We start from the raw sequence: 25608 nt of genomic DNA on the forward strand, positions 1-25608 counted from the left end.
GCCGCCATGCTACCGCAAGCCGTTAAAGCTGGCTGGAACGCCCGTGCAACAGTCCGTCGCATCAATGGAACGATTTGGGGACGGAAAGGGTCCGATGCGTGTGCGGGCCGCCGGCCAAGGCCTTCCACGGTCCGGCGGCGCAATTTTGAAATGCATCGAGCGGGCTGTTTGGTAACATGGCGCGGGCTTCAGGCAAAGTGTTCAGTCGTTTCGCGCCTGTGCCGCTGTCTTCGTGAACATCAGCGAAAGGTTGTGCTGGTTTTTTCTACGGGTCCCTGTCCACGTCGTCCGTCTTCACTCATACATGGAACATGACCACCTGATCGCGTGCCACGAGTGTGATGCGCTGTTCCGCAAACCGCGGCTCGACCGTCGCGCGATGGCCCGTTGTCCACGCTGCAAGGCGACGCTCTACCGGAGCGCGTCGACGCGCATCGACAGTATCGTCGCGATGACGCTGGCCGCGCTCATCACATTCCTCGTCGCGCAGGCGTTCCCGATCGTCGAACTCGAAACCAGCGGTATCACCTCGCAAACCACGCTGTTCGGAGCGATCGTCGCGTTGTGGAACGAGGACATGCAGATCGTCGCGGTGATGGTCTTCTGTTCGACCACGCTGTTTCCGCTCACCGAACTCCTCGCCCTCCTGTACGTGCTGGTGCCCGTTCGCGCGGGTTACGTGCCGCCGCTCTTCAACCTCGTGCTGCGCGCGATCCAGTTCGTGCGGCCGTGGGGCATGATCGAAGTGTTCATGCTTGGCGTGCTGATTACCATCGTCAAGATGACCAGCCTCGCGCGCGTGACTCCCGAAGCCGCCCTCTTTGCCTTCGGCGTGCTGACGCTGATGTTCGCGGTGGTCGTCACGTTCGATCCGCGCACGCTGTGGGATATCGCCGATACGCTGCCAAGAGAACGCCTGCGGCGGATCCGGCGCCTGAGAGCCGCGCGAGCCGCCGGCCAGCCGCCCGCACCGCATCAGGGATGAAAGCCGGATGAAATACATCACAGCAAAACGCGCCGGTTTCGTGAGTTGCCATGCATGCGCGCGGGTCGAACCCTGGCGGCCATCGGCTGCGCCGCAACAGTGCTCGCGCTGCGGCGCGACGCTGCATCGGCGCAGCCCCGACAGCCTGATACGCACATGGGCGCTTCTGCTCTCCGCGGCGCTGCTTTATATTCCGGCGAACCTGCTGCCCGTGATGCATACGGCATCGCTCGTCGGCGCCGAGGACGACACGATCATGAGCGGCGTGGTCTACTTCTGGACCTCGGGCGACTGGCCGCTTTCCGTCATCGTGTTCATCGCCAGCATCCTGGTGCCGATGCTCAAGCTGAGCGTGCTGGTGCTGCTGACCGTCACCGCGCAGCGCCGCTCGAAATGGCGGCCCGACCAGCGCACGAAGCTGTACCGGATCGTCGAGCGCATTGGCCGCTGGTCGATGCTTGACGTATTCGTCGTGACGCTGACTGTCGCGCTGGTCCGTTTCAACTCGCTCGCCGTGATCACAGCCGGTCCGGGCGCACTCGCGTTCGGCTCGGTGGTGGTTCTCACGATGCTGGCCTCGATGCAGTTCGATCCGCGTCTCATCTGGGATTACGTCGATGAACGCAAAGATAAAAAAACCTCAGGGATCAAACCATGAATAGCCCGCAAGGACCGAATCCGCCACCCGACCTGCCGGAACCCGATATCGAGCCGCCGCGCCGCAGCTGGTTGCCGTCGCTCGTCTGGGTGATCCCGCTGATCGCAGCGCTGATCGGCGTCGCGCTCGTCATCAAGTCGGTGTCCGGCAAGGGGCCGACCATCACGATCAGCTTCACGACTGCCGAAGGGCTCGAGCCTGGCAAGACCAAGGTGAAGTACAAGGACGTCGACGTCGGCTCCGTCAAGACGATCACGCTCGCGAAGAACCTCTCGCACGTGAGCGTTGAAGTGCAACTGACCAAAGAAGCCGAAGACTTCGCGGTAAAGGGTACGCGCTTCTGGGTTGTGAAGCCGCGGGTCGGCGCGAGCGGCGTGTCGGGCCTCAGCACGTTGCTGTCGGGCGCGTATATCGGCGTTGACCCCGGCCGCACCGACGACACGCAGAAAGACTTTGTCGGGCTGGAGACGCCACCACCCGTTACCGGCGACCAGAAAGGTCACCAGTTCACGCTACGCGGCGACTCACTCGGCTCGATCGACATCGGCTCACCGATCTTCTACCGGCGTATGCAGGTTGGCCAGGTCGTGGGCTTTTCGCTCGACAAAGACGGCACCGGCGTGACGATGCAGGTGTTCGTCAGCGCGCCGTTCGACCAGTACGTCGGCACGAACTCGCGCTGGTGGCATGCGAGCGGCGTCGACGTGCGGCTCGATTCGAGCGGCTTCAAGCTGAACACGCAGTCGCTCGCGACGCTGATCGTCGGCGGCCTCGCGTTCCAGTCGCCGCAGGGGCAGCCGCCGGGCCCGCAGGCGCCGAACAACATGACCTTCCGTCTCGGCTCCGATCAGGCCGACGCCATGCGCGATCCGGACGGCGAGCCGCTGCGCGTGGTGATGAACTTCAACCAGTCGCTGCGCGGGCTGTCGGTGGGTGCGCCGATCGACTTCCGCGGCATCGTGCTCGGCGAGGTGACGGCCATCGGCATCGACTACGATCCGAAGGCGCGTAACTTCAAGATGCCGGTGATGGTCAACATCTACCCGGGACGCCTCTCGCGACGTGCCAGCGGGCCGGTTCCCGAACCAGGCAGCGCCGCCAGTCACGAACTGCTGGAACGTCTCGTCAAGGACGGTCTGCGCGGCCAGTTGCGCACGGGCAACCTGATCACGAGCCAGCTGTACATCGCGCTCGATATCTTCCCGAAGGCGCCGGCGGCCACGATCAATGTCAACCGCGATCCGATCGAGTTGCCGACGATCCCGAACTCGCTCGACGAACTGCAGGTGCAGGTCGCCGATATCGCGAAGAAGCTGGACGCCGTGCCGTTCGACCAGATCGGCAGCAACCTGAACACCGCACTCAAGAACGCCGACCAGCTGTTCAAGCGGCTCGATTCCGAAGTCGTACCGGCGGCGCGCGACACCCTGGCCGCGGCGAAGCAGACGTTTGGCTCGGCCGAGGCGACGTTGCAGCAGGACTCGCCGCTGCAATCTGATGTGCATCAGGCGCTGCAGGAACTGACCCGCACGCTGCAGTCGCTGAACGCGCTGTCGGACTACCTCGAGCGTCACCCGGAATCGCTGCTGCGCGGCAAAACAGGAGATAAACCATGATGTTCGCCCGGCTCTTTCATCCGGCGCGTGCCGTTAGCCGCGTTGTTGGCCGCGCTGTTTCCCGCGCGTCTGCACGTCCCGCTGTCCGTGTCGGCGTTCCTTCCGTTGTTGCCGCTGGCGTGCTCGCGCTCGCGGGCTGCGCGTCGCCGACGAGCCACTTCTACACGCTCAATGCCACCGACGCGCCGGCTACCGCGCGCAGCGCCGGGAGCCCGGCGCTGCTGATCGAAGTGCCGCCGGTCGACGTGCCGCCGCAGGTCGCGAAATACCAGTTCGTCGTGCAGACGGGTCCGACCCAGGTTCAGGTGCTCGAACAGGAACGCTGGGCATCGCTGCCGGGCGACGAGATCCGCCGCGCGCTGTCGTCGAATCTCGCCAGCCAGCTGGGCGCAATCGACGTCTACGGCACGCCTTATCCGGAAGGCGTGCCGGTGTATCGCGTGAGCGTCAACGTGCAGCGTTTCGAGTCGTGGCCGGGCTCGCATGCGCTGATCGACGCCGTCTGGAGCGTGCGCGCCGTGCGCACGCAGGCGGTGCTAACGTGCCGCAGCGTCGTGAGCGAGCCGGTCGAGGGCGGTTACGACGCACTGACGGACGGTCACCGTCGCGCGGTGCAGCAGATCTCGACGGAGATCGCCGCGGGCGTGCAGGCGCTCGCCGCCCTGCCGCAGACGCGGGCGGCAACGCCCGCAAAGGGCGCGTCGTCAGGCGTGGCGACGAGTGCGGGTGCGATCAAGGTGCCGTGTCCCGCGGCGATGTCGCCGGCAGCGCCGGCGGCCTGACGCGGGTGGTCACGGCCATCTGGACAAGGCAGTTGCCGGAAGCTTCCGCCTGAAGGAAGCCTCCGGTGGCGTCCTTCAGCCATCACGCGCGACCGCCGCGCGCCCTGCCGCCAACGGCATAAGGCAACGAACCGCGCTGGATTCCCGCCAATCCCGCCAGCCGCGCGGCGCGCCTTGTCCGCCTGCCCGGCACGACGGCCTTAAGCGCTCCCGCCGACCGCGTACAATACGGGCTTCCCTCCAGGCCTTCCGGCAACCTCAATGTCCTTCGATTTTTTCGTCCCCTGCCCACGCGGCCTTGAAGCCGCCCTGGCGTCCGAACTCGCCGAGATCGGCGCGCGCCATCTGGGCGGCGCCCCCTTCGAGCCCGGTGCGCAGGTCCCTGGCGGCGTGCATTTCCGCGGAGGATGGGCCGCCGGCATGGCCGCCAACCTGCATTCGCGGATCGCAAGCCGCGTGCTGCTGAAGATCGCCCATCGCCCGTATCGCAGCGAACAGGACATTTACGCGCTCGCGCTCGAACAGCACTGGGAAAAGTGGTTCTCGGCTAACGAAACGCTGCGCGTCGACGTAACCGCGATCAAATCTCCGCTGCGCAGCCTCGAATTCGCGACACTGCGGGTCAAGGACGCGATCTGCGACCGTCTGCGCGAAAAAAGCGGTGCGCGTCCGAGCATCGATACAGCTGAGCCCGACGTGCGTGTGTTCGCGTTCCTCACCGCGACCGAATGCACGCTGTATCTCGACACGTCCGGCGATCCGCTCTTCAAGCGCGGCTGGCGGCTCGACAAGGGTGCGGCGCCGCTGCGCGAGAACCTCGCCGCGGGCATCCTGCGTCTGACAGGCTGGACCGCTGGCACGCCGCTCTATGATCCGATGTGTGGCAGCGGCACGTTCCTCGCCGAAGCGGCGCAGGTCGCGCTGAATATCGCACCAGGCGTCGAGCGCCGGTTCGGCTTCGAGCGCCTGAAGCAGTACGACGTCAATGCATGGCAGGCGCTGAAGGTCGCCGCCGTCGATGCAAAACGCGCGGCCCGTGGCTCGCGGGCCGATCTGCAGATCTTCGGCAGCGACATTTCCGGCGATATGCTCGACAAGGCACGCGCGAACTTTGAGCGCGCCGGTCTCAACGTGCCGCTCAAGCAGGTCGATGCGCGCGGCATGACACCGCCGGTCGGCACACCGGGCATCCTCGTCGCGAATCCGCCGTATGGCGAGCGTATCGAGGTGCGCGGGCGTGGTCCACGCGGCGAAGTGCGCGAGACCGGCCGCGAGAGCCGCCAGGGTCGTGAAGGCCGCGATGACGAAGGCTTTAAACGCGTCCATACCGATGCGCCCGACAGCGAGTTCTTCCAGGCGTTTGGCGACGCGCTCAAGCAGCGCTTCACCGGCTGGCACGCGTTCGTCCTGACATCGGATCGCAAGTTGCCAGGGCAAATGCGCCTGCGCGAATCGACCAAGACGCCGCTCTTCAACGGCGCGCTCGAATGCCGCCTGTTCCGCTTCGACCTGATTGCGGGCAGCGTGCGTCAGCGGCCTGCTGCTGACGCGGCCGATGCAGCCGGGAAAGCTGAAGGGCAAGGCTGACGCCACCGGTCACTCTCACTTCGAAAAAGCGGCTTCGAAAAAGCGCGGCGGCGGGCATGTGCCCCGTCCGCCGCGTTTTTTATTTCTCCCGCGTTTGATGACCGCCTCGGGCTACTGACAGAACGCTGTCAGTAGCCCGGCAGCACACTCCAGTCACGCCATCCGGCATCTCGCACGGACGGGCGATCCACCAAGGAGCGTGTCATGTCAGCAGCTAATTCCCGCGTTATCGCCTGGTTTGAAATTCCGTCGACCGATTTCGATCGCGCCGTCCGTTTCTACGAAACCGTGCTCGGCAACCCGATGCGCCGCGAAGACTTCGGTCAACCGATTGCCGTGTTCACCTACGGCGAGGAAGCGACGGGCGGTTGCGTCCTCGGCGGCACGTCGTTGAAGCCGTCGGCGGCGGGCACGATGGTCTACCTCAACGCCACGCCTGACGTGAACACCGTGCTCGCACGCGTAGAGAAAGCGGGCGGCAAGGTCGAAGGACCGGCCATCCAGTTGCCGCACGATATCGGCTACATCGCGTTTATCACCGATACCGAAGGCAACCGCATCGGCCTGCATTCGCAGCACAACGGCTGAGCGGCCAGGCGGCCAGGCCGCTTGCAGTCGACCGGAGCGTGTCACGCGGCGCTATCATCGCGGAGTCGTCCCTGCCATGTTGCCTCTACGCAAGACATCCCCGATGACGCGTCGCGCTGACCGCCTCTTCCAGATTGCCGAACTACTGCGCGGCCGGCGACTCACCACCGCGCAGCAACTGGCCGAATGGCTGAATATCTCACCGCGCACGGTGTACCGCGACGTGCGCGACCTGCAACTCTCCGGCGTGCCGATCGAGGGCGAAGCGGGCATCGGCTACCGGCTGAGCCGCACGGCCAGTCTGCCGCCGCTTACCTTCACCACTGAAGAACTCGCCGCGCTCGCCGCCGGCGCGCGGATGCTCGAAACGTGGGGCGGCGCGAGTTTCGCGTCGGGCGCGCGCGGCGCGCTCGCAAAGATCGCCTCCGCGATGCCCGCCGACAAGCGCGCGACGCTCGAACGCGCGCCTTTCTTTGCGCCATCGTTTCACGTCAAAGGGGAGTTTTCGAAGAAGGTCGACACGCTGCATCGGGCGATCGATGACCATCGCGTGGTGAGCTTCGCCTATCTCGACCGGAACGAAGCCGCGACGGAGCGGCGCGTGTGGCCGCTCGGGCTTGTCTACTGGGGCGCGCGCTGGACGATCGGCGCATGGTGCGAACTACGCGACGGGTTTCGCAATTTCGACGTCGAGCGCATGCAGGACGTCGCGATGCATGAAGCGTTTCCGGATATGGAAGGCCGCAGGCTGGCGGACTTCATGCGGCACGTGGGCGCGAAGCCACGGTGAGCATGCCCGTGCATGTCCAGGCGCGTTTGTCAGGCGCATGTCCTGACGACCGTCTGGAACAGGCGCCCGCAACAGGCAACCGGGAGCGCCGGCCCCGCGATCAATCAAGCCGCCGCGAGAGAACCGGCGCATCAACCCTCACTCCACCGACTTGACCATATCCTCGATCACCTTCTTCGCATCGCCGAAGACCATCATCGTCTTGTCCATGTAGAAGAGATCGTTGTCGAGCCCGGCGTAGCCTGCCGCCATCGAGCGCTTGTTCACGATCACCGTGCGCGCCTTGTACGCCTCGATGATCGGCATGCCCGCGATTGGCGACGCCGGATCGTTCTTCGCCGCCGGATTCACCACGTCGTTCGCGCCAAGCACCAGCACCACGTCGACCTGACCGAACTCGCCGTTGATGTCGTCCATTTCATAGACCATGTCGTACGGCACTTCGGCTTCCGCGAGCAGCACGTTCATGTGTCCCGGCATCCGGCCGGCCACCGGGTGAATCGCGTACTTCACCTCGATACCCTTCTCGACCAGCTTGTCGGTCAGCTCCTTTAACGCATGCTGCGCACGCGCCACCGCCAGACCATAGCCCGGCACGATCACGATCGTTTCCGCGTTGCCCATCATGAACGACGCATCTTCCGCAGAGCCGGATTTCACCGGCCGCTGTTCCGCCGAACCGGCCGCCGCCGCGCCCGGCGCATTGCCGAAGCCGCCCAGCAACACGTTGAAGAACGACCGGTTCATCGCGCGGCACATGATGTACGACAGGATCGCACCCGACGAACCCACGAGCGAACCCGCGATGATCAGCATCGGATTGTTCAGCGAGAAGCCGATGCCCGCCGCCGCCCAGCCCGAGTACGAATTGAGCATCGAGACAACCACCGGCATATCCGCTCCGCCGATCGGGATAATGATCAGCACCCCGAGCGCGAACGCGATCAGCGTCATGATGATGAACGGCAGCCACGCCTGCGTGAGAAAGAAGATCACGCCAAAGCCGAGCATCGCGATGGCGAGCATCAGGTTGATCAGATGCTGTCCCGCATAGACAACCGGCGCGCCCTGAAAGAGCCGGAACTTGTACTTGCCCGACAGCTTGCCGAATGCGATCACCGACCCGGAGAACGTGATCGCACCGACGAACGTGCCGATAAAGAGCTCAACACGGTTGCCGTACGGCAGGAAGCCTTCGTACGGCGCATCCTCGATACCGAGTCCGAACGCGGCCGGCTCCGACACCACCGCATACGCGATACACACCGCCGCGAGACCGATCAGCGAGTGCATCGCGGCCACCAGTTCTGGCATCTTCGTCATCTCGACGCGCGCGGCCACGAATGCGCCGACCGCACCGCCGACGATCAGCGCGGCAAACAGCAGCCCGAGACCCAGCGCGAGATTCGAGCCGAGTCCGGCAGCCTGCTTTGTGATCAGCGCGATGGTCGTTAGGATCGCGATCGCCATCCCGACCATGCCGAACACATTCCCGGCACGCGCACTTTTCGGATTCGACAGCCCTTTGAGCGCCTGGATAAAGCACACCGACGCAACGAGGTACAGCAGCGTGACGACGTTCAGGCTCATTACGCGTTCTCCTTCGCGGTGTTGCCAGGTGCCGTCAGCTTCTTCGGCTCTTTCTTCCTGAACATCTCGAGCATTCGCCTCGTGACAAGGAATCCGCCGAACACGTTCACCGCTGCGAGCCCCACGGCCAGCGTGCCGAAGAACTTGCCGGTGTCGCCAAGCGTGAGCCCCGCGGCCAGCATTGCGCCGACGATCACGATCGCGGAAATCGCGTTCGTCACCGCCATCAGCGGCGTGTGCAGTGCGGGCGTCACATTCCAGACGACGTGGTAGCCGACGTAGATCGCCAGCACGAAGGTGATCAGGTTGATCACCGTATGGTTGATGACTTCCATGGCGGGCTCCTTATGCCTGGCGTGTCACGGCGCCGTCGCGGGCGAGAAGCGTGGCCGCGACGATATCGTCCGCAAGATCGATGTTGAGTGCGCCTTCCTTCGTGATGATCAACTTCAGGAAGTCGAGCAGGTTGCGCGCGTAGAGCGAGGACGCGTCGGCCGGCACCATCGATGCCAGATTCGTATAGCCGACGATCTGTACGCCAAATTTCGTGACGACCTTGTCGGCCTCGGTCAGCGGACAGTTGCCGCCGCGCTGGCCTTCGTACTCGGGGCCACGGCCGGCGGCCAGATCGATCAGCACCGAGCCGGGTTTCATTGCCTGCACGGTTTCGACGGAAATCAGCGTCGGTGCGGGACGCCCCGGAATCAGCGCGGTCGAGATCACGATGTCCGCCTGCTTCGCGCGCTCGTGGACCAGCGCGCCCTGGCGTTGCAGCCAGCTCGCGGGCATCGGCCGCGCGTAGCCGCCGACGCCCTGCGCGGCATCGCGCTCTTCGTCGGTTTCGTAGGGCACGTCGAGAAACTTCCCGCCGAGCGATTCGATCTGCTCCTTCACCGCCGGCCGCACGTCGGACGCTTCGATCACCGCGCCCAGACGCCTCGCCGTCGCAATCGCCTGCAAACCCGCGACACCCGCGCCGAGAACCAGCACGCGCGCCGCTTTCACGGTACCGGCAGCAGTCATCAGCATCGGCATGAAGCGCGGATACAACGTCGACGCCAGCAGCACCGCCTTGTAGCCCGCAATGTTGGCTTGAGACGACAGTACGTCGAGGCTCTGCGCGCGTGTCGTACGCGGCGCGGCTTCGAGCGCAAATGCGCTCACGCCAGCAGCGGCGAGCTTTGATGAGTTTTCTGAATTAAAGGGATCGAGCATGCCGACGAGCGTCGCGCCGCGTTTCAGCAGCGGCAGTTCGGCGTCGGTCGGCGACTGGACCTTGAGAACGAGATCGGCGCCGAACGCGGTCTGCGCGTCGACAAGTTCGGCCCCGGCGGCCGCAAAGGCGTCGTCGGGAAAGCTCGCGCCGTTGCCGGCGCCGCTTTGAACCGTGACTCTGTGGCCTTGGGAAACGTACTTTTTGACCGTCTCGGGCGTGGCGGCAACGCGGGTTTCGTACGCTCGCGTCTCGGCTGGCACTCCGATGTGCATCGTTGAATCCTCCTCGACTTCCTGTTATTTCGTACAGTTCTGCCGACGAGGCACGCCGGCTTGCAATTGCATCGGCTAAACGCCTCACTTTAACCGAAACCTGGGGCCGCGCCGAAATTAGGGACGATCCGGGTATCCGAATCGTCAATCTCCGGCCTGTCGGGTGCGTGGGCCGTCCGCGGACCGCCCGCGGACTCCCTCCGGGCAGCCCTTCGCCATAGACGGTAAAATGCGATCCCATGAAACCGGAATCCTGGGCTCCACACGTCACGGTAGCGGCAATCGTCGAGCGCGACGGGCGCTTTCTTATCGTCGAGGAACATACGGACGGCGGACTCCGGCTGAACCAGCCGGCCGGCCATCTGGAAGCGGGCGAAACGCTCGCCGGGGCCGTGATCCGCGAAACGCTCGAAGAAACCGCGTATCCGTTCACGCCCGAGGCGCTCGTCGGCGTCTACATGACGCATTTCGCGCGGCCGCAAAGCGAAGGCATGACGTATCTGCGCTTCACGTATTGCGGCAGCAGCGGTGAACCCGCGGCGGATCGCGCGCTCGATTCCGATATCGTCCGCACGGTGTGGATGAGCGCCGAAGAGTTGCGCGCGTGCCCCGAGCGGCATCGCACGCCGCTCGTGATGCAATGTATCGACGATTACCTCGCAGGCCGGCGCATTCCGCTCGACTTCGTGCACACGCACTCGGTCGGGCCACCCCGATCAGTTAGCACGTAGAAGTAGCAGACAGAAAATGAGCAAGCAGAAAGTAGTCGTAGGCATGTCGGGCGGCGTCGATTCGTCGGTGACGGCATGGCTCTTGAAGGAACAGGGATACGACGTCGTCGGTCTTTTCATGAAGAACTGGGAAGACGACGACAACGGCGAGTACTGCTCGACGCGGCAGGACTGGATCGACGTCGTCTCGGTGGCCGACCTGATCGGCATCGACGTCGAGGCGGTCAACTTCGCCGCTGAATACAAAGACCGCGTGTTCGCCGAATTCCTGCGCGAATACTCGGCGGGCCGCACGCCGAATCCGGACGTGCTGTGCAACGCGGAAATCAAGTTCAAGGCGTTCCTCGATCACGCAATGTCGCTTGGCGCGGAAACCATCGCGACGGGCCACTATGCGCGCGTGCGCGAAAATGCAGGCCGCTTCGAACTGCTGAAGGCGTTCGATCACACGAAGGATCAGTCGTACTTCCTGCATCGTCTGAATCAGGCGCAGCTTTCGAAAACGCTCTTCCCGCTCGGCGAGATTCCGAAGACGAAGGTGCGCGAGATTGCCGAACAGATCGGTCTGCCGAACGCGAAAAAGAAAGACTCGACCGGCATCTGCTTTATCGGCGAACGGCCGTTCCGCGAATTCCTCAACCGCTATCTGCCGACCAGACCGGGTCCAATGAAGACGCCGGAGGGCAAGGTCGTCGGCGAGCACATTGGCCTCGCGTTTTACACCTACGGCCAGCGCAAGGGCATCGGCCTCGGCGGCAGCCGGTCAGGCAGCGGCGAGCCGTGGTTCGCCGCGGGTAAGGACATCGCGTCGAACACGCTGTATGTTGCGCAGGGACACGATCATCCGTGGCTGCTGAGCCATTCGCTGAGCGCGGGGAACACCAGCTGGGTTGCGGGCGAGCCGCCGTCGGAGGATTTCGCGTGCGGAGCCAAGACGCGCTATCGCCAGGCCGACGCGGCCTGTACATTCAGCACCGCGGATCTCGCTGACGGCCATTTCGGCCTGCACTTCGACGACGCCCAATGGGCTGTCACACCGGGGCAATCGGCGGTGCTCTACGATGGCGAAGTGTGTCTCGGCGGCGGCATCATCGAACACGCGGCGACCGCACAGCCGGTCACGCGTGCACCGCAGACTGCAGCATTGCTGACGGCGCGTTAGGCTTCTGTCTGCAAGCGAGCCTGCGTCTTCGCGTCCGTTCTCGCGCAACGGGACGTGGCGCGCCCGTTCGCGCCGCCGCACGATGTTCCACACGTGATGTGCGGCACCGGCCGTTTGCTTCGACAAAAGCATCAGAAAGAAAGCAGTCGTTCGTTTAACCCGCAGCGGACTCCGTCCGTGCCGACGCCTCGCGACCCCGGCGCTGGGCGTCCCGCTGCGGTGATATTCACTGCAATGGAGCCTTCATGTTCTCTCGACGTTATGTGGCGATGTGGTGCGCGGTCCTGCTGCTGGCCGCCTGCGCAACGCTCGCCGCGCTGCATCACATCTCGTGGTTCTGGCTCATCGTGCCGCTTGCGCTGGTCGCGCTTGGCCTCTTCGATCTGACGCAGGAACGCCACGCGATCCTGCGCAATTACCCGCTCTGGGGCCACTTCCGTTTCCTGTTCGAATTCATCCGCCCGGAGATCCGTCAGTATTTCGTCGAAGGCGATACCGACGAGCGGCCGTTCTCGCGCGTGCAGCGCAGCATCGTCTATCAGCGCGCGAAGAACGATGTCGACAGCCGGCCGTACGGCACTGAACTCGATGTGAAAGCAGTCGCGCACGAATGGATCAGCCACTCGCTCGCACCGACGAAACTCGACGGCCACGACTTTCGCATCGTCGTCGGACCCGAGCGCGCGCAGCCTTACTCGATGTCGATCTTCAACGTATCGGCGATGAGCTTCGGCTCGCTGTCGGCGAACGCGATCATGGCGCTGAATCTGGGCGCAAAGAAAGGCAACTTCGCGCACGACACCGGCGAAGGCTCGATGTCGAAATATCACCGCGAACATGGCGGCGACATCATCTGGGAAATCGCGTCGGGCTACTTCGGTTGCCGCAATGACGACGGCACGTTCAGCGCCGACAAATTCGCGAAGCAGGCGAACGAGCCGCAGGTGAAGATGATCGAGATCAAGCTCTCGCAAGGCGCGAAACCTGGACACGGCGGTGTGCTGCCCGCAGCGAAGATCACGCCGGAAATCGCCGAAACACGTGGCGTGCCGATGGGCCGCGACTGCATCTCGCCCGCCACGCATTCGGAATTCTCGACGCCGCGCGGCCTGCTCGAATTCGTCGAGCGGTTGCGCACGCTGTCGGGCGGCAAGCCGACCGGGTTCAAGCTGTGCATCGGGCATCCGTGGGAATTTTTCGGCATCGCGAAGGCGATGCTGGAGACGGGCATCGTGCCGGACTTTATCGTCGTTGACGGTGCGGAAGGCGGTACGGGCGCGGCGCCGCTGGAGTTCACCGATCACGTCGGCGTGCCGCTGCAGGAAGGGCTGCTGCTCGTGCACAACACGCTCGTCGGCATCGGTCTGCGTGACAGGATCCGCGTCGGCGCGAGCGGCAAGATGATCACGGCGTTCGATATTGCGCGAACGCTCGCGATCGGCGCCGACTGGGTCAACGCCGCGCGCGGCTTCATGTTCGCGGTGGGCTGCATCCAGGCGCAGACGTGTCATACGGGCCGCTGCCCGACCGGCGTCGCGACGCAGGACCCGATTCGCCAGCGCGCACTCGTCGTGCCGGATAAATCAGACCGCGTGTTCAACTTCCATCACAACACGTTGCACGCGTTGCAGGAAATCATCCAGGCCGCCGGGCTCGAACATCCGGCCGATCTGCGTGCGCATCACATCGTGCGGCGCGTGTCGTCACATGAAGTGCGGTTGATGTCGGAACTGCTCAAGTATCTGGAACCGGACGACCTGATCAACGGCAACTACCGCTATTCATTGTATGAACGGTGGTGGCCGATCGCACGCAGCGATTCGTTTGCGCCGAAGCGGGTGCCACCGGTGAAGAAGACGGCGCAGCCACAGACTGCGTAAAGCAAAAAAGCGCGCGCCCGAAACCGGGACGCGCGCTTTCTGTTTCTATCGCACAGCCAGAGTGGCTACGCAAAAACCTCACACCACCGCGGGCCGCCACTTCAGCAGACGTTCCTCGACCGCCGTCAGCAGATAATCTGCCGCGAGCGCCACCACCGCCAGCACGATCATCGCCGCGAACACGCCGCTCGCGTTGAACGCGCCCTGCGCGGTCGAGATCAGGAGACCGATACCCTGCTTCGAGCCGAGGAACTCGCCGACCACCGCGCCGACCAGCGCGAAGCCGAAGCTCACGTGCAGGCTGGCCAGAATCCAGCTGAGCGCCGACGGAATCACCACCGACGTCGTCACCTGACGGCGCGACGCGCCAAGAATCTGTGCATTCGCGATCATGTAGCGGTCGGCTTCGCGCACGCCCTGGAATGCATTGGCGAACACGACGAAGAACACCATCACCACCGCGAGCGCCACCTTGGATCCCATCCCGAGACCAAGCGCGATCACGAAAATCGAGCCCAGCACCACACGCGGAATCGAGTTGGCGATCTTGATGTAGAGGCTGAACACGTCGGACAGCAGCTTGTTGCGGCCGAGCACGATGCCGCAGAACACACCCGCCACCGAGCCGATGATGAAGCCGAGCCCGGTCTCTTCAAGCGTGACCCAGACCTGGGTGAGCAGCGGACCTTGCGACGTGCCGTTCACGAACCAGTCGACGATCTGATCGTAGATGGACGTCGGCATCGAGAAGAAGAACGGGTCGATCCACTTCAGGCGCGCGGAGAGTTCCCAGCCGCCGAGCACGACGACGAGTACCAGCACGCGCAGCGAAATCACCAGCGCACGACGTTGGCGGATGTGCTTCTGTGCGACGCGCTCGACCTGCGCGAGCGAAGCCGCATCGAGGCCCGAAGGCATCGTCTGTTGAGGGGTAGTAGACATGTCTCTCGTTCCTTGATTAACCGATCTGCACTTCTTCGCGCAGGTCATGCCAGATATCGCGCGAGATCTCGATGAAGCGCGGGTCGTAGCGAATCTCCGACGTGACGCGCGGACGCGGCAGGTCGATCTCATATACTTTCTTCAGCGTCGCCGGGCGCGCGGTCAGCACGAACACACGGTCCGCCAGCGCAATCGCTTCCTCGAGATCGTGCGTGACGAACACGACCGAGCCCGTGCCCGACCACAGCTGCAGCAGTTCATCCTGCATCAGCGTGCGGGTCTGCATGTCGAGCGCGGAGAACGGCTCGTCCATCAGCAGGATTTCCGGCTTGTTGATGAAGGTCTGTGCCAGCGCGACGCGCTTTCGCATGCCGCCCGACAGTTGATGCGGATAGTGCTTGCCGAACTTCTCGAGGCCCACGCGACGCAGCCATTCATTGGCTTCGTCGTGCGCAGCCGATTTCGAACGACCGCGATAGAGCGGCCCCGCCGCGACGTTGTCGAGCACCGAGCGCCACGGGAACACGGCGTCGGCCTGAAAGACGAAGCCGATGCGCGGATCGATGCCGTCGACCGGTGCGCCCATCACGCGGACTTCGCCGGTCGTCGGCTTCAGAAGGCCGGTGATCATGCTGAGCGTGGTCGACTTGCCGCAGCCCGTCGGGCCGACGATGGCGACGAATTCGCCACGCGCCACCGACATGCTGAAATCGCGCAATGCGACCGTCGCCTTGCCGTCCGGAGAAATGAAACGGCACGATACGTTGCGCAGCTCGATGGCCGGCGTGCCGCGTGACAAAGGTTGATTCATCAGCTGATGCCTCGTTGTTGCGTCATTGTTGCCTGATGGATGAGCGCCTGTGCTAGCGCGCTCCATCGCGTGTATTACTTCGCTGCCGTCTTGACCTGTGCCGACGAAACGAATTCGTTCGAATACGTTTTCGCGAGGTCGATATGCTTGCCCTTCACCGAAGGGTTGAACGCCGACAGCACCTTCAGCACCGTATCCGGACCGTCGGCCGGCATCTTGCCGTCCTTCGTGAACATCGGCAGCGACGCCTTCAGCGCGCCCACGTACATGTCCTTGTTGTTGCCGTAGTAGTCCTTCGGCATCTTCTCGGCGATTTCCTCGGCGCTGTGCGTCGCGATGAAGTTCAGCGTCTTCGCGAACGCGTGCGACAGCTTCGTCGCGTCATCCTTGTGCGACTCGGCCCACGCGCGCTGCACGTAGAAGCTCGAGGCCGGATACGTGCCGCCGAGCGCCGCCTTCGTGCCTTCCAGCGTGCGCATGTCGACCAGCACCTTCGCGTCGCCGGTTTTCAACAGTTGCGAAACGGTCGGCTCGGTCGTCATGCCGGCATCGATGCGGCTCTGCTTGATCGCGGCGATAAAGCTGTTGTCGGCGCCAACCGGCAGCAGCGTGTATTGCGTCGACGGCACGCCCGCGCGCTGTGCGAGGTATTGCGTGAGGAAGCTCGTCGACGAACCAAGGCCCGTCACGCCGAGCGTCTTGCCCTTCACGTCAGCCATGCTCTTGAGCGTTTCGGAGGCTTTCGTCGACACCATTTCGACTTCGCCCGGCACCTGGCCGAAGATCACCAGCGCCTCGACTTCCTTGCCCTTGCTCTGAAGATCGATCGTATGATCGTAGAAGCCGACCACGCCCTGCACCGCGCCCGCGAGCAGTTCGTTTTCCGCGTCGACGCCAGCCGGTTGCGACAGGACTTCGACGTCGAGGCCTTCGTCCTTGAAGTAGCCGAGCTGTTCGGTCAGTTTGGCCGGCAGGTAGATGATCTTGGTGGCGCCGCCGACCATGATGGTCAGTTTTTCGGCCTGGGCCGCCGACGAAGCGGCAGCGAGGGCAAACGCAACACCTGACACAGTGGCAATCTGGCGCAAAGTACGCATGAAGCAGTCTCCTGAGGTCGGTGCGCCGTTTTCGTAGGTGCGGCGCTTTCTGGATGAATGTGGCGGATTATAGAAAGCGGAAGCCTTCTGAGAGCTTTCGGGCTCGTCGGCAATTCATGGGTGTTAACCCCACAACCCGCCCACACCCCGCCCCCAACCCGCCGAAAACGCCTCGAAGGATGCGGAAATACGGCTGGGAGCGCGCAAGGCGCCTGTTTTACGGCACAATCGACGGCCTGATTTCCGCCGTGCCCACCATGAAGCTGCTGCTCATCGAAGACAATCAGACGCTCGCGCACTGGCTCGCGAAGATGCTCGAACAGGAGTCGTTCACGCTCGACGCCGTCCAGGATGGCGACGCCGCCGACCAGCTCCTGCGCACGAATCACTACGACGTCGTGCTGCTCGACCTGAACCTGCCGAAGCTGTCGGGCAAGAACGTGCTGCGCCGTCTGCGCCAGCGCGGCGACACCACGCCCGTGATGATCCTGACGGCCAGCGGTTCGATCGATGAAAAGGTCGAGCTGCTCGGCGCGGGCGCGGACGACTATCTGGTGAAGCCGTTCGAGGTGCGCGAAGTCGTCGCGCGTATCAAGGTGCTGATCCGGCGGCAGACGCCGTCGAAGGCCGGCGATGTCGTGTGCGGCGATCTCGCCTTCGATATCGATACACGCCAGTTCACACTGAAAGGCGCGCCGCTGAACGTGACACCACGCGAACGCACGGTGCTCGAAACGCTGATCCTGCGGCTCGGCAAGACCGTGTCGAAACCGGCGCTGGTCGACGCGATCTTCACGCTGTCCGACGAACCCAGCGAAGACGCCGTCGAAATCTATATTTCGCGGCTGCGCAAGAAGCTCGACGGCAGTTCGGCCGCGATCGTCACGCTGCGTGGGCTCGGCTATCTGCTGCGCAAGAAAGAAGATGACCAATAGCCTGCGCATGCGCCTGTTGTGGTGGCTGCTCGTGCCGCTCGCGCTGTATGTATTCGTCACCGGCAAGGCCGAGTTCGACAACGCGCGGCACACCGCCGATCTCGTGCAGGACAACCAGCTGGTTTCGTCGGCGCGGATGATTGCGGGCGAAGTGGAATGGGTCGACGGCTTTCTGCGCGTCGATGTGCCGCCCGCCGCGCTCGAAGTATTCGTGTCGCCGTATCGCGATCAGGCGTTCTATAGCGTGACCGTCGATGATGGCCAGCTGCTCGCCGGCACGCCGGACTTTCCAGGTAGCGCCTCGGCTGCCACAGAAACACCCACGTTCTACGACGCCGATCGTGAAGGCAGCGCCGTTCGCGCCGTCGCTTTCGTGCGACAGATGTACGACAACGGCGTGACGCGGCGCGTGCGCGTGTCGGTCGGCAAAACAGTACGTTCGCGCGACGCGATGGCGCAACAACTCTGGCAACCGCAGCTCGTACGGCAGATCGAGATGATCGTGCTGGCGGTGGCGCTGGTTTGTATCGGCCTGACGTTCGAATTGCGGCCGCTGATGAAGGTGAAAGAAGACGTCGCCGACCGCGATCCGATGCAACTGGCGCCGATCCGCGTCGAGCGGCTGCACACGGAATTGCGGCCGATCGTCGAGGCGATCAATCAGTGCATCGCGCAACTCGGCGTGCAGGTTGCTGCGCAGCGGCGCTTTATCGCGGATGCCGCGCATCAGCTGCGTACACCGCTCACCCTGCTCGGTACGCAGTTGCAGTTCGCGCGGCAGCACGGCGGCATCGAGCCCGCGCTCGCCGAAGCGCTCGCGGCCATGCACCGGAGCAACCGCTCGATGGTCGGCCTCACCAACAAGCTGCTGCTGCTCGCGCAGGCCGAGGCCGCCGATTACACGCAACTCGCGAGCGAACCCGTGGACCTGTCCACCCTGGCGAAGGATGTTGCGGAAGATCTGGCCTTGCTCGCACAGACGCGCGAGATCGACCTGGGTGCTGAACTCGACGGACCGGCACCCGTGACCGGCCATCCAGGGCTGCTGTCGGCGCTCGTCGCGAATCTCGTGGAAAACGCGATCCGCTATACGCAGGCGGGCGGTCACGTCACCGTTGCCGTGCGCAGTGACGGTGCGACGGTCACACTGATCGTGTCAGACGATGGCCCCGGCATCGCGCCCGAAGCGCGTAGCCGGGTATTCGAGCCGTTCTATCGCGCGTCGGCCGATACGGAAGGTACGGGGCTCGGTCTCGCGATCGTCCGCGAGATCGTGCAGGCGCACCGCGGCGAGATCACGCTCGAACCGGGCGCAGGCGGCCGCGGCGTCACCGTGACCACGACGCTGGCCGCGGCGCGAACCGAAAAGCCAGCCGCAGCCTGAACCGCAGGCTCAGTTTGACGGCACTGTATCGATGAACGACTGGCGCAGCGACAGCTTCTGGAAGTGCTTGTCCAGATTCGGATACAGTTCGCGCCAGTTCAGCTCGGGCATGCGGAAATCCAGATAACCGAGCGCACAGCCCACCGCGATGTCCGCGAGCGTGTAGTGATTGCCCGTGCACCAGTTCTTGCTGCCAAGACCGCGCGACGTCGCGGCGAGACCGTCGTCGATCTTGTGCTGTTGTCGCGCAACCCACGCTTCGCTACGATGCGCTTCCGTACGCTGCGTGCCTTCGAGGCGAATGAGAACGGCTGCGTCGAGCATGCCGTCAGCCAGCGCTTCCCAGCAGCGCACCTCGATGCGCTCGCGGCCCGGCTGCGGAATCAGCTTGCCGACCGGCGACAGCGTATCGACGTACTCGCAGATCACGCGCGAGTCGAAAACAGCCTCGCCGTCGTCCATCACGAGACACGGCACCTTGCCGAGCGGGTTGAACGTGTGGATCGTCGTTTCCGGCACCCAGACATTCTCGAGCACCAGCTGGTAATCGATCTTCTTTTCGGCGAGCACGATCCGCGCCTTGCGGACGAACGGACTGGCGAACGAACCAATGAGTTTCATGACACTGCCCTGTTTGGAATCCGGCGGAAGTATAACGTTGGTTTGCATCGATCCAGACGCCGCCGCCGCGTCTTGTGATGCGCGCCGCACGGTGCTGTGGACGGATTGCAACATTGCGGCAATTGTGCACCGACGCCCAGCTGGCCGGATGGCTAACGCGCCGGCCGCCCGCCGGCTTCAGCGCGCATTGAGCGCTACAATCGCACGATGAACCAGCTGACCGAACCCCAGATCGCCATCGACGTCTACCGCAAGCGCCGTGAGCGCGTGCTCGCCACGCTGCGTGCGAAGGGCGGCGGCGTCGCCATTGTCCCGACGGCACCGGAGGTGCTGCGCAACCGCGACGCCGACTATCCGTACCGGCACGACAGCTATTTCTATTACCTGACAGGCTTCACGGAGCCCGAGGCGCTGCTCGTGCTGGACGCGAGCGCCGGGACGGACGAGCCTGCGTCGATCCTGTTCTGCCGGGCGAAGAATGTCGAGCGTGAGATATGGGAAGGCTTCCGCTTCGGCCCCGATGGCGCGCGCGAGGCGTTCGGCTTTGACGCCGCATTCGCCTTCGATGAAGTCGACGCGCAACTGCCACGCGTGATCGCGGACAAGCCGGCGCTGCATTACGCGCTGGGTGCGTCGGCGGAGCTGGATGGTCAGGTGCGCGGCTGGCTCGAGGCCGTACGCGCGCAGAGCCGCAGCGGCGTGAGCGCACCGGCGGCGATCCACGACCTGCTGCCCGTGCTCGACGAAATGCGTCTCTTCAAGGACGCGCATGAGCTCGGGATCATGCGTCGCGCGGGGCAGATTTCGGCTGAAGCACATCGTCGGGCGATGGCGGCCTGCCGGCCCGGCGTGCGCGAATACGAACTCGAAGCGGAACTGCTCTACACGTTCCGCAAGCACGGCGCGCAGGCGCCTGCGTATGGCTCGATCGTCGCGGCGGGCGCCAATGCGTGCGTGCTGCACTACGCCGCCGGCAGCACGATTGCGCAGGAAAACGACCTGATCCTGATCGACGCCGCGTGCGAACTCGATGGCTACGCGTCCGACATCACGCGCACCTTTCCGGCCAGCGGAAAATTCACGCCGGCACAGCGCGAGCTGTACGACATCGTACTCGCCGCGCAGCAGGCGGCGATCGACGCGACGCGCCCCGGGGCGAGTTTCGACGCGCCGCATCAGGCCGCCGTGCGCGTGCTTTCGCAGGGTCTGCTCGATACGGGCATCCTCGACCGGCAACGCCATGCGTCCGTCGACGAAGTGATCGCTGAGCGCGCCTATGCGCGCTTCTATATGCATCGCACGGGTCACTGGCTCGGCATGGACGTGCACGATTGCGGCGACTATCGTGAACGAAGCGGCGAACGTGGCGCACCGCTGGACGAACACGGCGCGCTGCCGTGGCGCATCCTGAAGCCGTCGATGACGCTGACGATCGAACCCGGCCTCTACATCCGCGCATCGGACGACGTGCCCGAGCGCTACTGGAACATCGGCATTCGCATCGAGGACGACGCAGTCGTCACCGAAACGGGCTGCGAACTGATGACGCGCGATGTGCCGGTCAAGGCAGATGAAATCGAAGCATTGATGCAGGCCGCGCGCGCTGGCGCGGGTGCACCGTAAAGAAGAAGGAATCTGCACGAGATGAATGAAGCAGCGCAACCGTCGGCGGCCGCACCGTTCGACTTCGACGTCACTATCGTGGGCGCCGGCCCGGTCGGCCTCGCGCTGGCCGGCTGGCTCTCGCGGCGCAGCGCGACGCGCGCACTTTCCGTGGCGCTGATCGACGCGCGCGACCCCGACGACGCCGTGTCCGATCCGCGCTCGATCGCGGTGTCGCAAGGCAGCCGGATGATCCTCGAACCGCTGCGCTGGCCCGGAGACGCCACGACGATCCAGCGGATCCACGTATCGCAGCGCGGCCACTTCGGCCGCACGGTGATCGATCACACCGAGCACGACCTGCCGGCGCTCGGCTATGTGCTGCGCTACGGCTCGATCGTGCACGCGCTCGCCGAAGCCGTCCGCGAAACGCCCACGCACTGGCTGCGCTCCACGTCGGCGCTCCCGTTTACGCAGGAGCACGACGGCGTTACGTTGCCGGTCGAAAGCACACATGTGACGCGTAATCTGCGCACGCGGATTCTCGTCAACGCGGAAGGCGGTGTTTACCACGAACAACGCAGCGGTGATGGCGCAACGCGTGACTACGGGCAGACAGCGCTGGTCGGCACGATCACGGTATCGGCGCCGCAGCCGCATGTGGCGTGGGAGCGCTTCACGTCCGAAGGCCCGATCGCGCTGCTGCCGATGGGCGGCGTGCGCGGCGCGGACTACGCGTTGGTCTGGTGCTGCTCACCGGAACAAGCCGCGCGCCGGACGCAACTCGATGACGCGGCATTCCTGCACGAGCTCGGTGCCGCGTTTGGTGACCGCATGGGCGCGTTCACGCATATCAAGGGACGCGCGTCGTTCCCGCTCGGCCTGAATGCCGTGGATACGCTGGTCAAGGGTCGCGTCGTCGCGATCGGCAACGCAGCGCAGACGCTGCATCCGGTCGCGGGACAAGGTCTGAACCTCGGTCTGCGCGACGCACACGCCCTCGTCGACGCACTGGCGCAGCATGGCGCTACGCCAGTCGCGCTGGCCGCCTTCGCCGCACGTCGTGCGCTGGACCGGCGCCTGACAATCGGCGCCACCGACACCCTCGCGCGCCTCTTCACCGTCGACTTCCCGCCACTCGCCACGCTGCGCGGGCTCGCGCTGACGGCGCTCGAATTCCTGCCGCCGGTCAAGACCGCCCTCGCGCGGCAAATGATGTTCGGACAGCGTCGCTGATCGTCCGCACCGCCCGCCTGTTCGTTGCACCCGCGGGCGGTCGCCGGTCTATGGCGGCGGCGCTTTCATAGAAGATTTAATGGGTTACGTCTGAGGCAAGTCGTCTGTCAGGAACGCGTTAACGGTAAAATGGCGGTTTTCCTACGCATTTCGCCACCGCGACGATCGGCCCCGGTCGCGCGGGCACTGTTCCCGTCATGCCCATTCTCGGCTCGCACAATCTGCGCAATAACCTGTTCGTCGCCCCGATGGCCGGCGTGACGGACCGGCCGTTCCGCCAGCTGTGCAAGCGGCTGGGCGCGGGCTATGCAGTCTCGGAGATGGTCGCGTCGAATGCGCAGCTGTGGAAAAGCGAGAAAACCATGCGCCGCGCCAACCACGCGGGCGAAGTCGAACCCATCGCGGTCCAGATCGCCGGCGCCGATCCGGCGATGATGGCCGAAGCCGCGCGCTACAACGTGGCGAACGGCGCGCAGATCATCGACATCAACATGGGCTGTCCGGCCAAGAAGGTGTGCAACGTGGCCGCCGGCTCCGCGCTGCTGCAAAACGAACCGCTGGTTCAGCAGATCGTCGAGGCGGTCGTGGGTGCGGTGGGCACCGGTCCCGACGCGGTGCCGGTCACGCTGAAAATCCGCACGGGCTGGGATCGCGACAACAGGAACGCACTGGTCATCGCGCGTCTCGCCGAAAACGCCGGCATCTCGATGCTGACCGTACACGGCCGCACCCGCGCGGATCTCTATCACGGCGACGCCGAATACGAGACCATCGCCGCCGTGAAGGGCGCCGTGCGTATCCCGGTCGTCGCGAACGGCGACATCACCACGCCGCAAAAGGCGCGCGACGTGCTCGCCGCGACCGGCGCCGATGCCATCATGATCGGCCGTGCGGCGCAGGGGCGCCCGTGGCTCTTCCGTGAGATCGAACATTTTCTGCAGACGGGCGAATTGCTGCCGCCGCCGCGTATCGACGAGATCCAGCAGGTGATGAATGAACATCTCGAAGATCACTACGCGTTCTACGGCGAATTCACCGGGGTCCGTACTGCACGCAAGCATATCGGCTGGTACACTCGCGGCCTTTCTGGCGCCAACGTGTTCCGGCATCGCATGAATACGCTGGACACCACGCGCGAACAACTGCTCGCCGTCAACGAATTTTTCGACGCGCAAAAGGCGGTTTCCGACCGCCTGATCTACGTCGAAGACACTGTCGGCGAGCCGGACAATAACGACCGACTGGCAGCATGAGCAAGCACAATATCGAACAATGCGTCCGCGACAGCCTGGACATGTACTTCCAGGATCTCGACGGCTCAAACCCGCACGACATCTACGACATGGTCGTTTCGTGCGTTGAAAAACCGATGCTCGAGGTGGTGCTCGAGCAGGCCGGCGGCAACCAGTCGCTGGCCGCCGAGTATCTCGGCATCAACCGCAATACGCTGCGCAAGAAGCTGCAACAGCACGGTTTGCTGTAGCGGTTTGTTGTAACTTCACGCGCCCCGTCACGTTCCTCCCCGGCTTTCTCATCATGATCAAGCAAGCGCTCATCTCCGTTTCCGACAAGTCCGGCATCGTCGATTTCGCCAAATCGCTGTCGGACCTCGGCGTCAAGATCCTGTCGACCGGCGGCACCGCGAAACTGCTCGCGGACGCAGGCCTGTCCGTCACTGAAGTCGCCGATTACACCGGCTTCCCGGAAATGCTCGACGGGCGCGTGAAGACGCTGCACCCGAAGGTGCACGGCGGCATTCTCGCGCGCCGCGACCTGCCGGAACACATGGCCGCGCTTGAGAAGCACGACATCCCGACGATCGACCTGCTCGTCGTGAACCTGTACCCGTTCGTGCAGACGGTGTCGAAGGAAGCGTGCTCGCTGGAAGACGCGATCGAGAACATCGATATCGGCGGCCCGACGATGCTGCGCTCCGCCGCGAAGAACCATCGCGACGTGACGGTTGTGGTCGACCCGGCCGATTACGCGGTTGTGCTCGACGAGATGCGTGCAAACAGCAACTCGGTTGGCTACAGGACCAACTTCCATCTGGCCACCAAGGTGTTCGCGCATACCGCGCAGTACGACGGCGCGATCACGAACTACCTGACGAGCCTGACCGACGAGCTTCAACATTCGTCGCGCAACACTTATCCGGCCACGTTCAACCTGGCGTTCGAAAAGGTGCAGGACCTGCGCTACGGCGAAAACCCGCACCAGAGCGCCGCGTTCTACCGCGACCTCACGGTGCCGGCCGGCGCGCTGGCGAATTACAACCAGTTGCAGGGCAAGGAACTGTCGTACAACAACATTGCTGACAGCGATGCCGCGTGGGAATGCGTGAAGACATTCGACGTGCCGGCGTGCGTGATCATCAAGCACGCGAATCCGTGCGGCGTCGCGGTCGGCGCAGATGCGAACGAAGCTTACGCGAAGGCGTTCCAGACGGATCCGACGTCGGCGTTCGGCGGCATCATCGCGTTCAATCGCGAAGTCGATGAAGCGACGGCGCAGGCTGTGGCGAAGCAGTTCGTCGAAGTGCTGATCGCGCCCACTTTCAGCGCGGCGGCACGCCAGGTGTTCGCGGCAAAGCAGAACGTGCGTCTGCTCGAGATCGCGCCCGGCGACGGACATAACGCGTTCGACCTGAAGCGTGTGGGCGGCGGTCTGCTCGTGCAGTCGCTCGATTCGCACAATGTGCAGCCGCACGAACTGCGCGTGGTCACGAAGCGTTACCCGACGCCGAAGGAAATGGACGACCTGCTGTTCGCATGGCGCGTCGCGAAGTATGTGAAGTCGAACGCGATCGTGTTCTGCGGCAACGGCATGACGCTTGGCGTCGGCGCAGGCCAGATGAGCCGCGTGGATTCGGCGCGCATCGCGAGCATCAAGGCGCAGAACGCCGGCCTGACGCTGGCGGGGTCGGCGGTGGCGTCGGATGCGTTCTTCCCGTTCCGTGACGGCCTCGACGTGGTCGTTGCCGCTGGTGCGACATGCGTGATCCAGCCGGGCGGCTCGATGCGCGACGACGAAGTGGTCGCCGCCGCCGATGAGCACAACATCGCGATGGTGCTGACTGGCGTGCGTCACTTCCGTCATTGATTCCTGCTCCTTCGCCGGTTA

The 25608-nt window shown here is 64.3% G+C and carries 24 protein-coding genes; 17 read left to right on the top strand and 7 right to left on the bottom strand.

Going from position 1 to position 25608, the window contains the following annotated elements; genetic code table 11:
- The first annotated feature begins 304 nt into the window (after positions 1–304).
- The 7 genes from P3T16_RS18705 to P3T16_RS18735 all read left to right on the top strand — a co-directional run bounded on the left by P3T16_RS18705 (position 305) and on the right by P3T16_RS18735 (position 7006).
- On the top strand, positions 305–985 hold the full coding sequence (locus P3T16_RS18705) for a paraquat-inducible protein A (RefSeq protein WP_429343396.1): 681 nt from the start codon (positions 305–307) through the stop codon (positions 983–985).
- Positions 986–992: 7 nt separating this feature from the next.
- The gene (locus tag P3T16_RS18710; RefSeq protein ID WP_429343397.1) at positions 993–1643 is read left to right on the top strand and encodes a paraquat-inducible protein A; all 651 of its coding nucleotides are present in this window, start codon (positions 993–995) and stop codon (positions 1641–1643) included.
- The gene (locus P3T16_RS18715; RefSeq protein WP_429343398.1) at positions 1640–3259 is read left to right on the top strand and encodes an intermembrane transport protein PqiB; all 1620 of its coding nucleotides are present in this window, start codon (positions 1640–1642) and stop codon (positions 3257–3259) included. The genes P3T16_RS18710 and P3T16_RS18715 overlap by 4 nt, the downstream gene beginning before the upstream one ends.
- Positions 3256–4041: a PqiC family protein gene (locus P3T16_RS18720; protein WP_429343399.1), complete on the top strand. Its 786-nt coding sequence runs from the start codon at positions 3256–3258 to the stop codon at positions 4039–4041. The genes P3T16_RS18715 and P3T16_RS18720 overlap by 4 nt, the downstream gene beginning before the upstream one ends.
- Before the next feature lie 261 nt (positions 4042–4302).
- On the top strand, positions 4303–5628 hold the full coding sequence (locus P3T16_RS18725; protein ID WP_429343400.1) for a THUMP domain-containing class I SAM-dependent RNA methyltransferase: 1326 nt from the start codon (positions 4303–4305) through the stop codon (positions 5626–5628).
- Between the two features lie 204 nt (positions 5629–5832).
- Positions 5833–6216: a VOC family protein gene (locus P3T16_RS18730; RefSeq protein WP_429343401.1), complete on the top strand. Its 384-nt coding sequence runs from the start codon at positions 5833–5835 to the stop codon at positions 6214–6216.
- Positions 6217–6319: 103 nt separating this feature from the next.
- Positions 6320–7006 carry a helix-turn-helix transcriptional regulator gene (locus tag P3T16_RS18735; RefSeq protein WP_429343402.1) on the top strand — a complete coding sequence of 229 codons (687 nt, stop codon included), beginning with the start codon at positions 6320–6322 and terminating at the stop codon, positions 7004–7006.
- Between the two features lie 138 nt (positions 7007–7144).
- On the opposite strand, the gene P3T16_RS18740 is transcribed toward P3T16_RS18735, so the two are convergent.
- Genes P3T16_RS18740 through P3T16_RS18750 form a run of 3 tightly spaced genes read right to left on the bottom strand, consistent with a single transcriptional unit; the run spans position 7145 to position 10084 of the window.
- On the bottom strand, positions 7145–8596 hold the full coding sequence (locus P3T16_RS18740; RefSeq protein ID WP_429343403.1) for an NAD(P)(+) transhydrogenase (Re/Si-specific) subunit beta: 1452 nt from the start codon (positions 8594–8596) through the stop codon (positions 7145–7147).
- Positions 8596–8931 carry an NAD(P) transhydrogenase subunit alpha gene (locus P3T16_RS18745; RefSeq protein WP_429255419.1) on the bottom strand — a complete coding sequence of 112 codons (336 nt, stop codon included), beginning with the start codon at positions 8929–8931 and terminating at the stop codon, positions 8596–8598. Before P3T16_RS18745 ends, P3T16_RS18740 begins: the two co-directional genes overlap by 1 nt.
- Positions 8932–8941: 10 nt before the next feature.
- Positions 8942–10084: a Re/Si-specific NAD(P)(+) transhydrogenase subunit alpha gene (locus P3T16_RS18750; RefSeq protein ID WP_429255420.1), complete on the bottom strand. Its 1143-nt coding sequence runs from the start codon at positions 10082–10084 to the stop codon at positions 8942–8944.
- Positions 10085–10323: 239 nt separating this feature from the next.
- Here P3T16_RS18750 and P3T16_RS18755 point away from each other — a divergent pair, with 239 nt between their 5' ends.
- From P3T16_RS18755 to P3T16_RS18765, 3 genes are all read left to right on the top strand, one after another.
- The gene (locus P3T16_RS18755) at positions 10324–10815 is read left to right on the top strand and encodes an NUDIX hydrolase (RefSeq protein ID WP_429255421.1); all 492 of its coding nucleotides are present in this window, start codon (positions 10324–10326) and stop codon (positions 10813–10815) included.
- A gap of 16 nt (positions 10816–10831) precedes the next feature.
- On the top strand, positions 10832–11977 hold the full coding sequence (mnmA, locus tag P3T16_RS18760; RefSeq protein ID WP_429343404.1) for a tRNA 2-thiouridine(34) synthase MnmA: 1146 nt from the start codon (positions 10832–10834) through the stop codon (positions 11975–11977).
- 245 nt (positions 11978–12222) lie between these two features.
- Positions 12223–13857 carry an FMN-binding glutamate synthase family protein gene (locus P3T16_RS18765; protein WP_429343405.1) on the top strand — a complete coding sequence of 545 codons (1635 nt, stop codon included), beginning with the start codon at positions 12223–12225 and terminating at the stop codon, positions 13855–13857.
- A 78-nt stretch (positions 13858–13935) separates the two neighbouring features.
- Here the strand turns inward: P3T16_RS18765 and P3T16_RS18770 are convergent, their stop codons facing one another.
- From P3T16_RS18770 to P3T16_RS18780, 3 genes are all read right to left on the bottom strand, one after another.
- On the bottom strand, positions 13936–14799 hold the full coding sequence (locus P3T16_RS18770) for an ABC transporter permease (RefSeq protein WP_429255424.1): 864 nt from the start codon (positions 14797–14799) through the stop codon (positions 13936–13938).
- A gap of 16 nt (positions 14800–14815) precedes the next feature.
- The gene (locus P3T16_RS18775) at positions 14816–15610 is read right to left on the bottom strand and encodes an ABC transporter ATP-binding protein (protein ID WP_228874218.1); all 795 of its coding nucleotides are present in this window, start codon (positions 15608–15610) and stop codon (positions 14816–14818) included.
- Between the two features lie 74 nt (positions 15611–15684).
- Positions 15685–16707 carry an ABC transporter substrate-binding protein gene (locus tag P3T16_RS18780; RefSeq protein WP_429255425.1) on the bottom strand — a complete coding sequence of 341 codons (1023 nt, stop codon included), beginning with the start codon at positions 16705–16707 and terminating at the stop codon, positions 15685–15687.
- Between the two features lie 257 nt (positions 16708–16964).
- Here P3T16_RS18780 and P3T16_RS18785 point away from each other — a divergent pair, with 257 nt between their 5' ends.
- Together P3T16_RS18785 and P3T16_RS18790 are read left to right on the top strand one after the other, a co-directional pair.
- Positions 16965–17642 (top strand): response regulator, encoded by a 678-nt coding sequence (locus P3T16_RS18785; protein WP_429343406.1) that lies wholly within the window; start codon positions 16965–16967, stop codon positions 17640–17642.
- Positions 17632–19026, top strand: a complete 1395-nt coding sequence (locus tag P3T16_RS18790; protein WP_429343407.1) for a sensor histidine kinase — start codon at positions 17632–17634, stop codon at positions 19024–19026. Before P3T16_RS18785 ends, P3T16_RS18790 begins: the two co-directional genes overlap by 11 nt.
- A gap of 9 nt (positions 19027–19035) precedes the next feature.
- Here P3T16_RS18790 and P3T16_RS18795 read toward each other — a convergent pair whose 3' ends face one another.
- Complete coding sequence (locus tag P3T16_RS18795) at positions 19036–19647, bottom strand: glutathione S-transferase N-terminal domain-containing protein (RefSeq protein ID WP_429343408.1); 612 nt, start codon at positions 19645–19647, stop codon at positions 19036–19038.
- A gap of 207 nt (positions 19648–19854) precedes the next feature.
- On the opposite strand from P3T16_RS18795, the gene pepP reads away from it, so the two are divergent.
- The 5 genes from pepP to purH all read left to right on the top strand — a co-directional run bounded on the left by pepP (position 19855) and on the right by purH (position 25587).
- The gene (gene pepP, locus P3T16_RS18800) at positions 19855–21270 is read left to right on the top strand and encodes a Xaa-Pro aminopeptidase (RefSeq protein ID WP_429343409.1); all 1416 of its coding nucleotides are present in this window, start codon (positions 19855–19857) and stop codon (positions 21268–21270) included.
- Between the two features lie 21 nt (positions 21271–21291).
- Positions 21292–22485, top strand: coding sequence for a UbiH/UbiF/VisC/COQ6 family ubiquinone biosynthesis hydroxylase (locus P3T16_RS18805; protein WP_429343410.1), 1194 nt, complete (start codon positions 21292–21294; stop codon positions 22483–22485).
- A gap of 197 nt (positions 22486–22682) precedes the next feature.
- The gene (gene dusB, locus P3T16_RS18810) at positions 22683–23738 is read left to right on the top strand and encodes a tRNA dihydrouridine synthase DusB (RefSeq protein ID WP_429255431.1); all 1056 of its coding nucleotides are present in this window, start codon (positions 22683–22685) and stop codon (positions 23736–23738) included.
- Entirely contained in the window at positions 23735–23968 is a 234-nt protein-coding gene (locus P3T16_RS18815) for a Fis family transcriptional regulator (RefSeq protein WP_133660946.1), read from the top strand. Before dusB ends, P3T16_RS18815 begins: the two co-directional genes overlap by 4 nt.
- Before the next feature lie 53 nt (positions 23969–24021).
- Complete coding sequence (gene purH / locus P3T16_RS18820; protein WP_429343411.1) at positions 24022–25587, top strand: bifunctional phosphoribosylaminoimidazolecarboxamide formyltransferase/IMP cyclohydrolase; 1566 nt, start codon at positions 24022–24024, stop codon at positions 25585–25587.
- The last annotated feature ends 21 nt before the right edge of the window (positions 25588–25608 follow it).

The organism is Paraburkholderia sp. GAS42, from assembly GCF_050436565.1.
Lineage (GTDB): Bacteria > Pseudomonadota > Gammaproteobacteria > Burkholderiales > Burkholderiaceae > Paraburkholderia.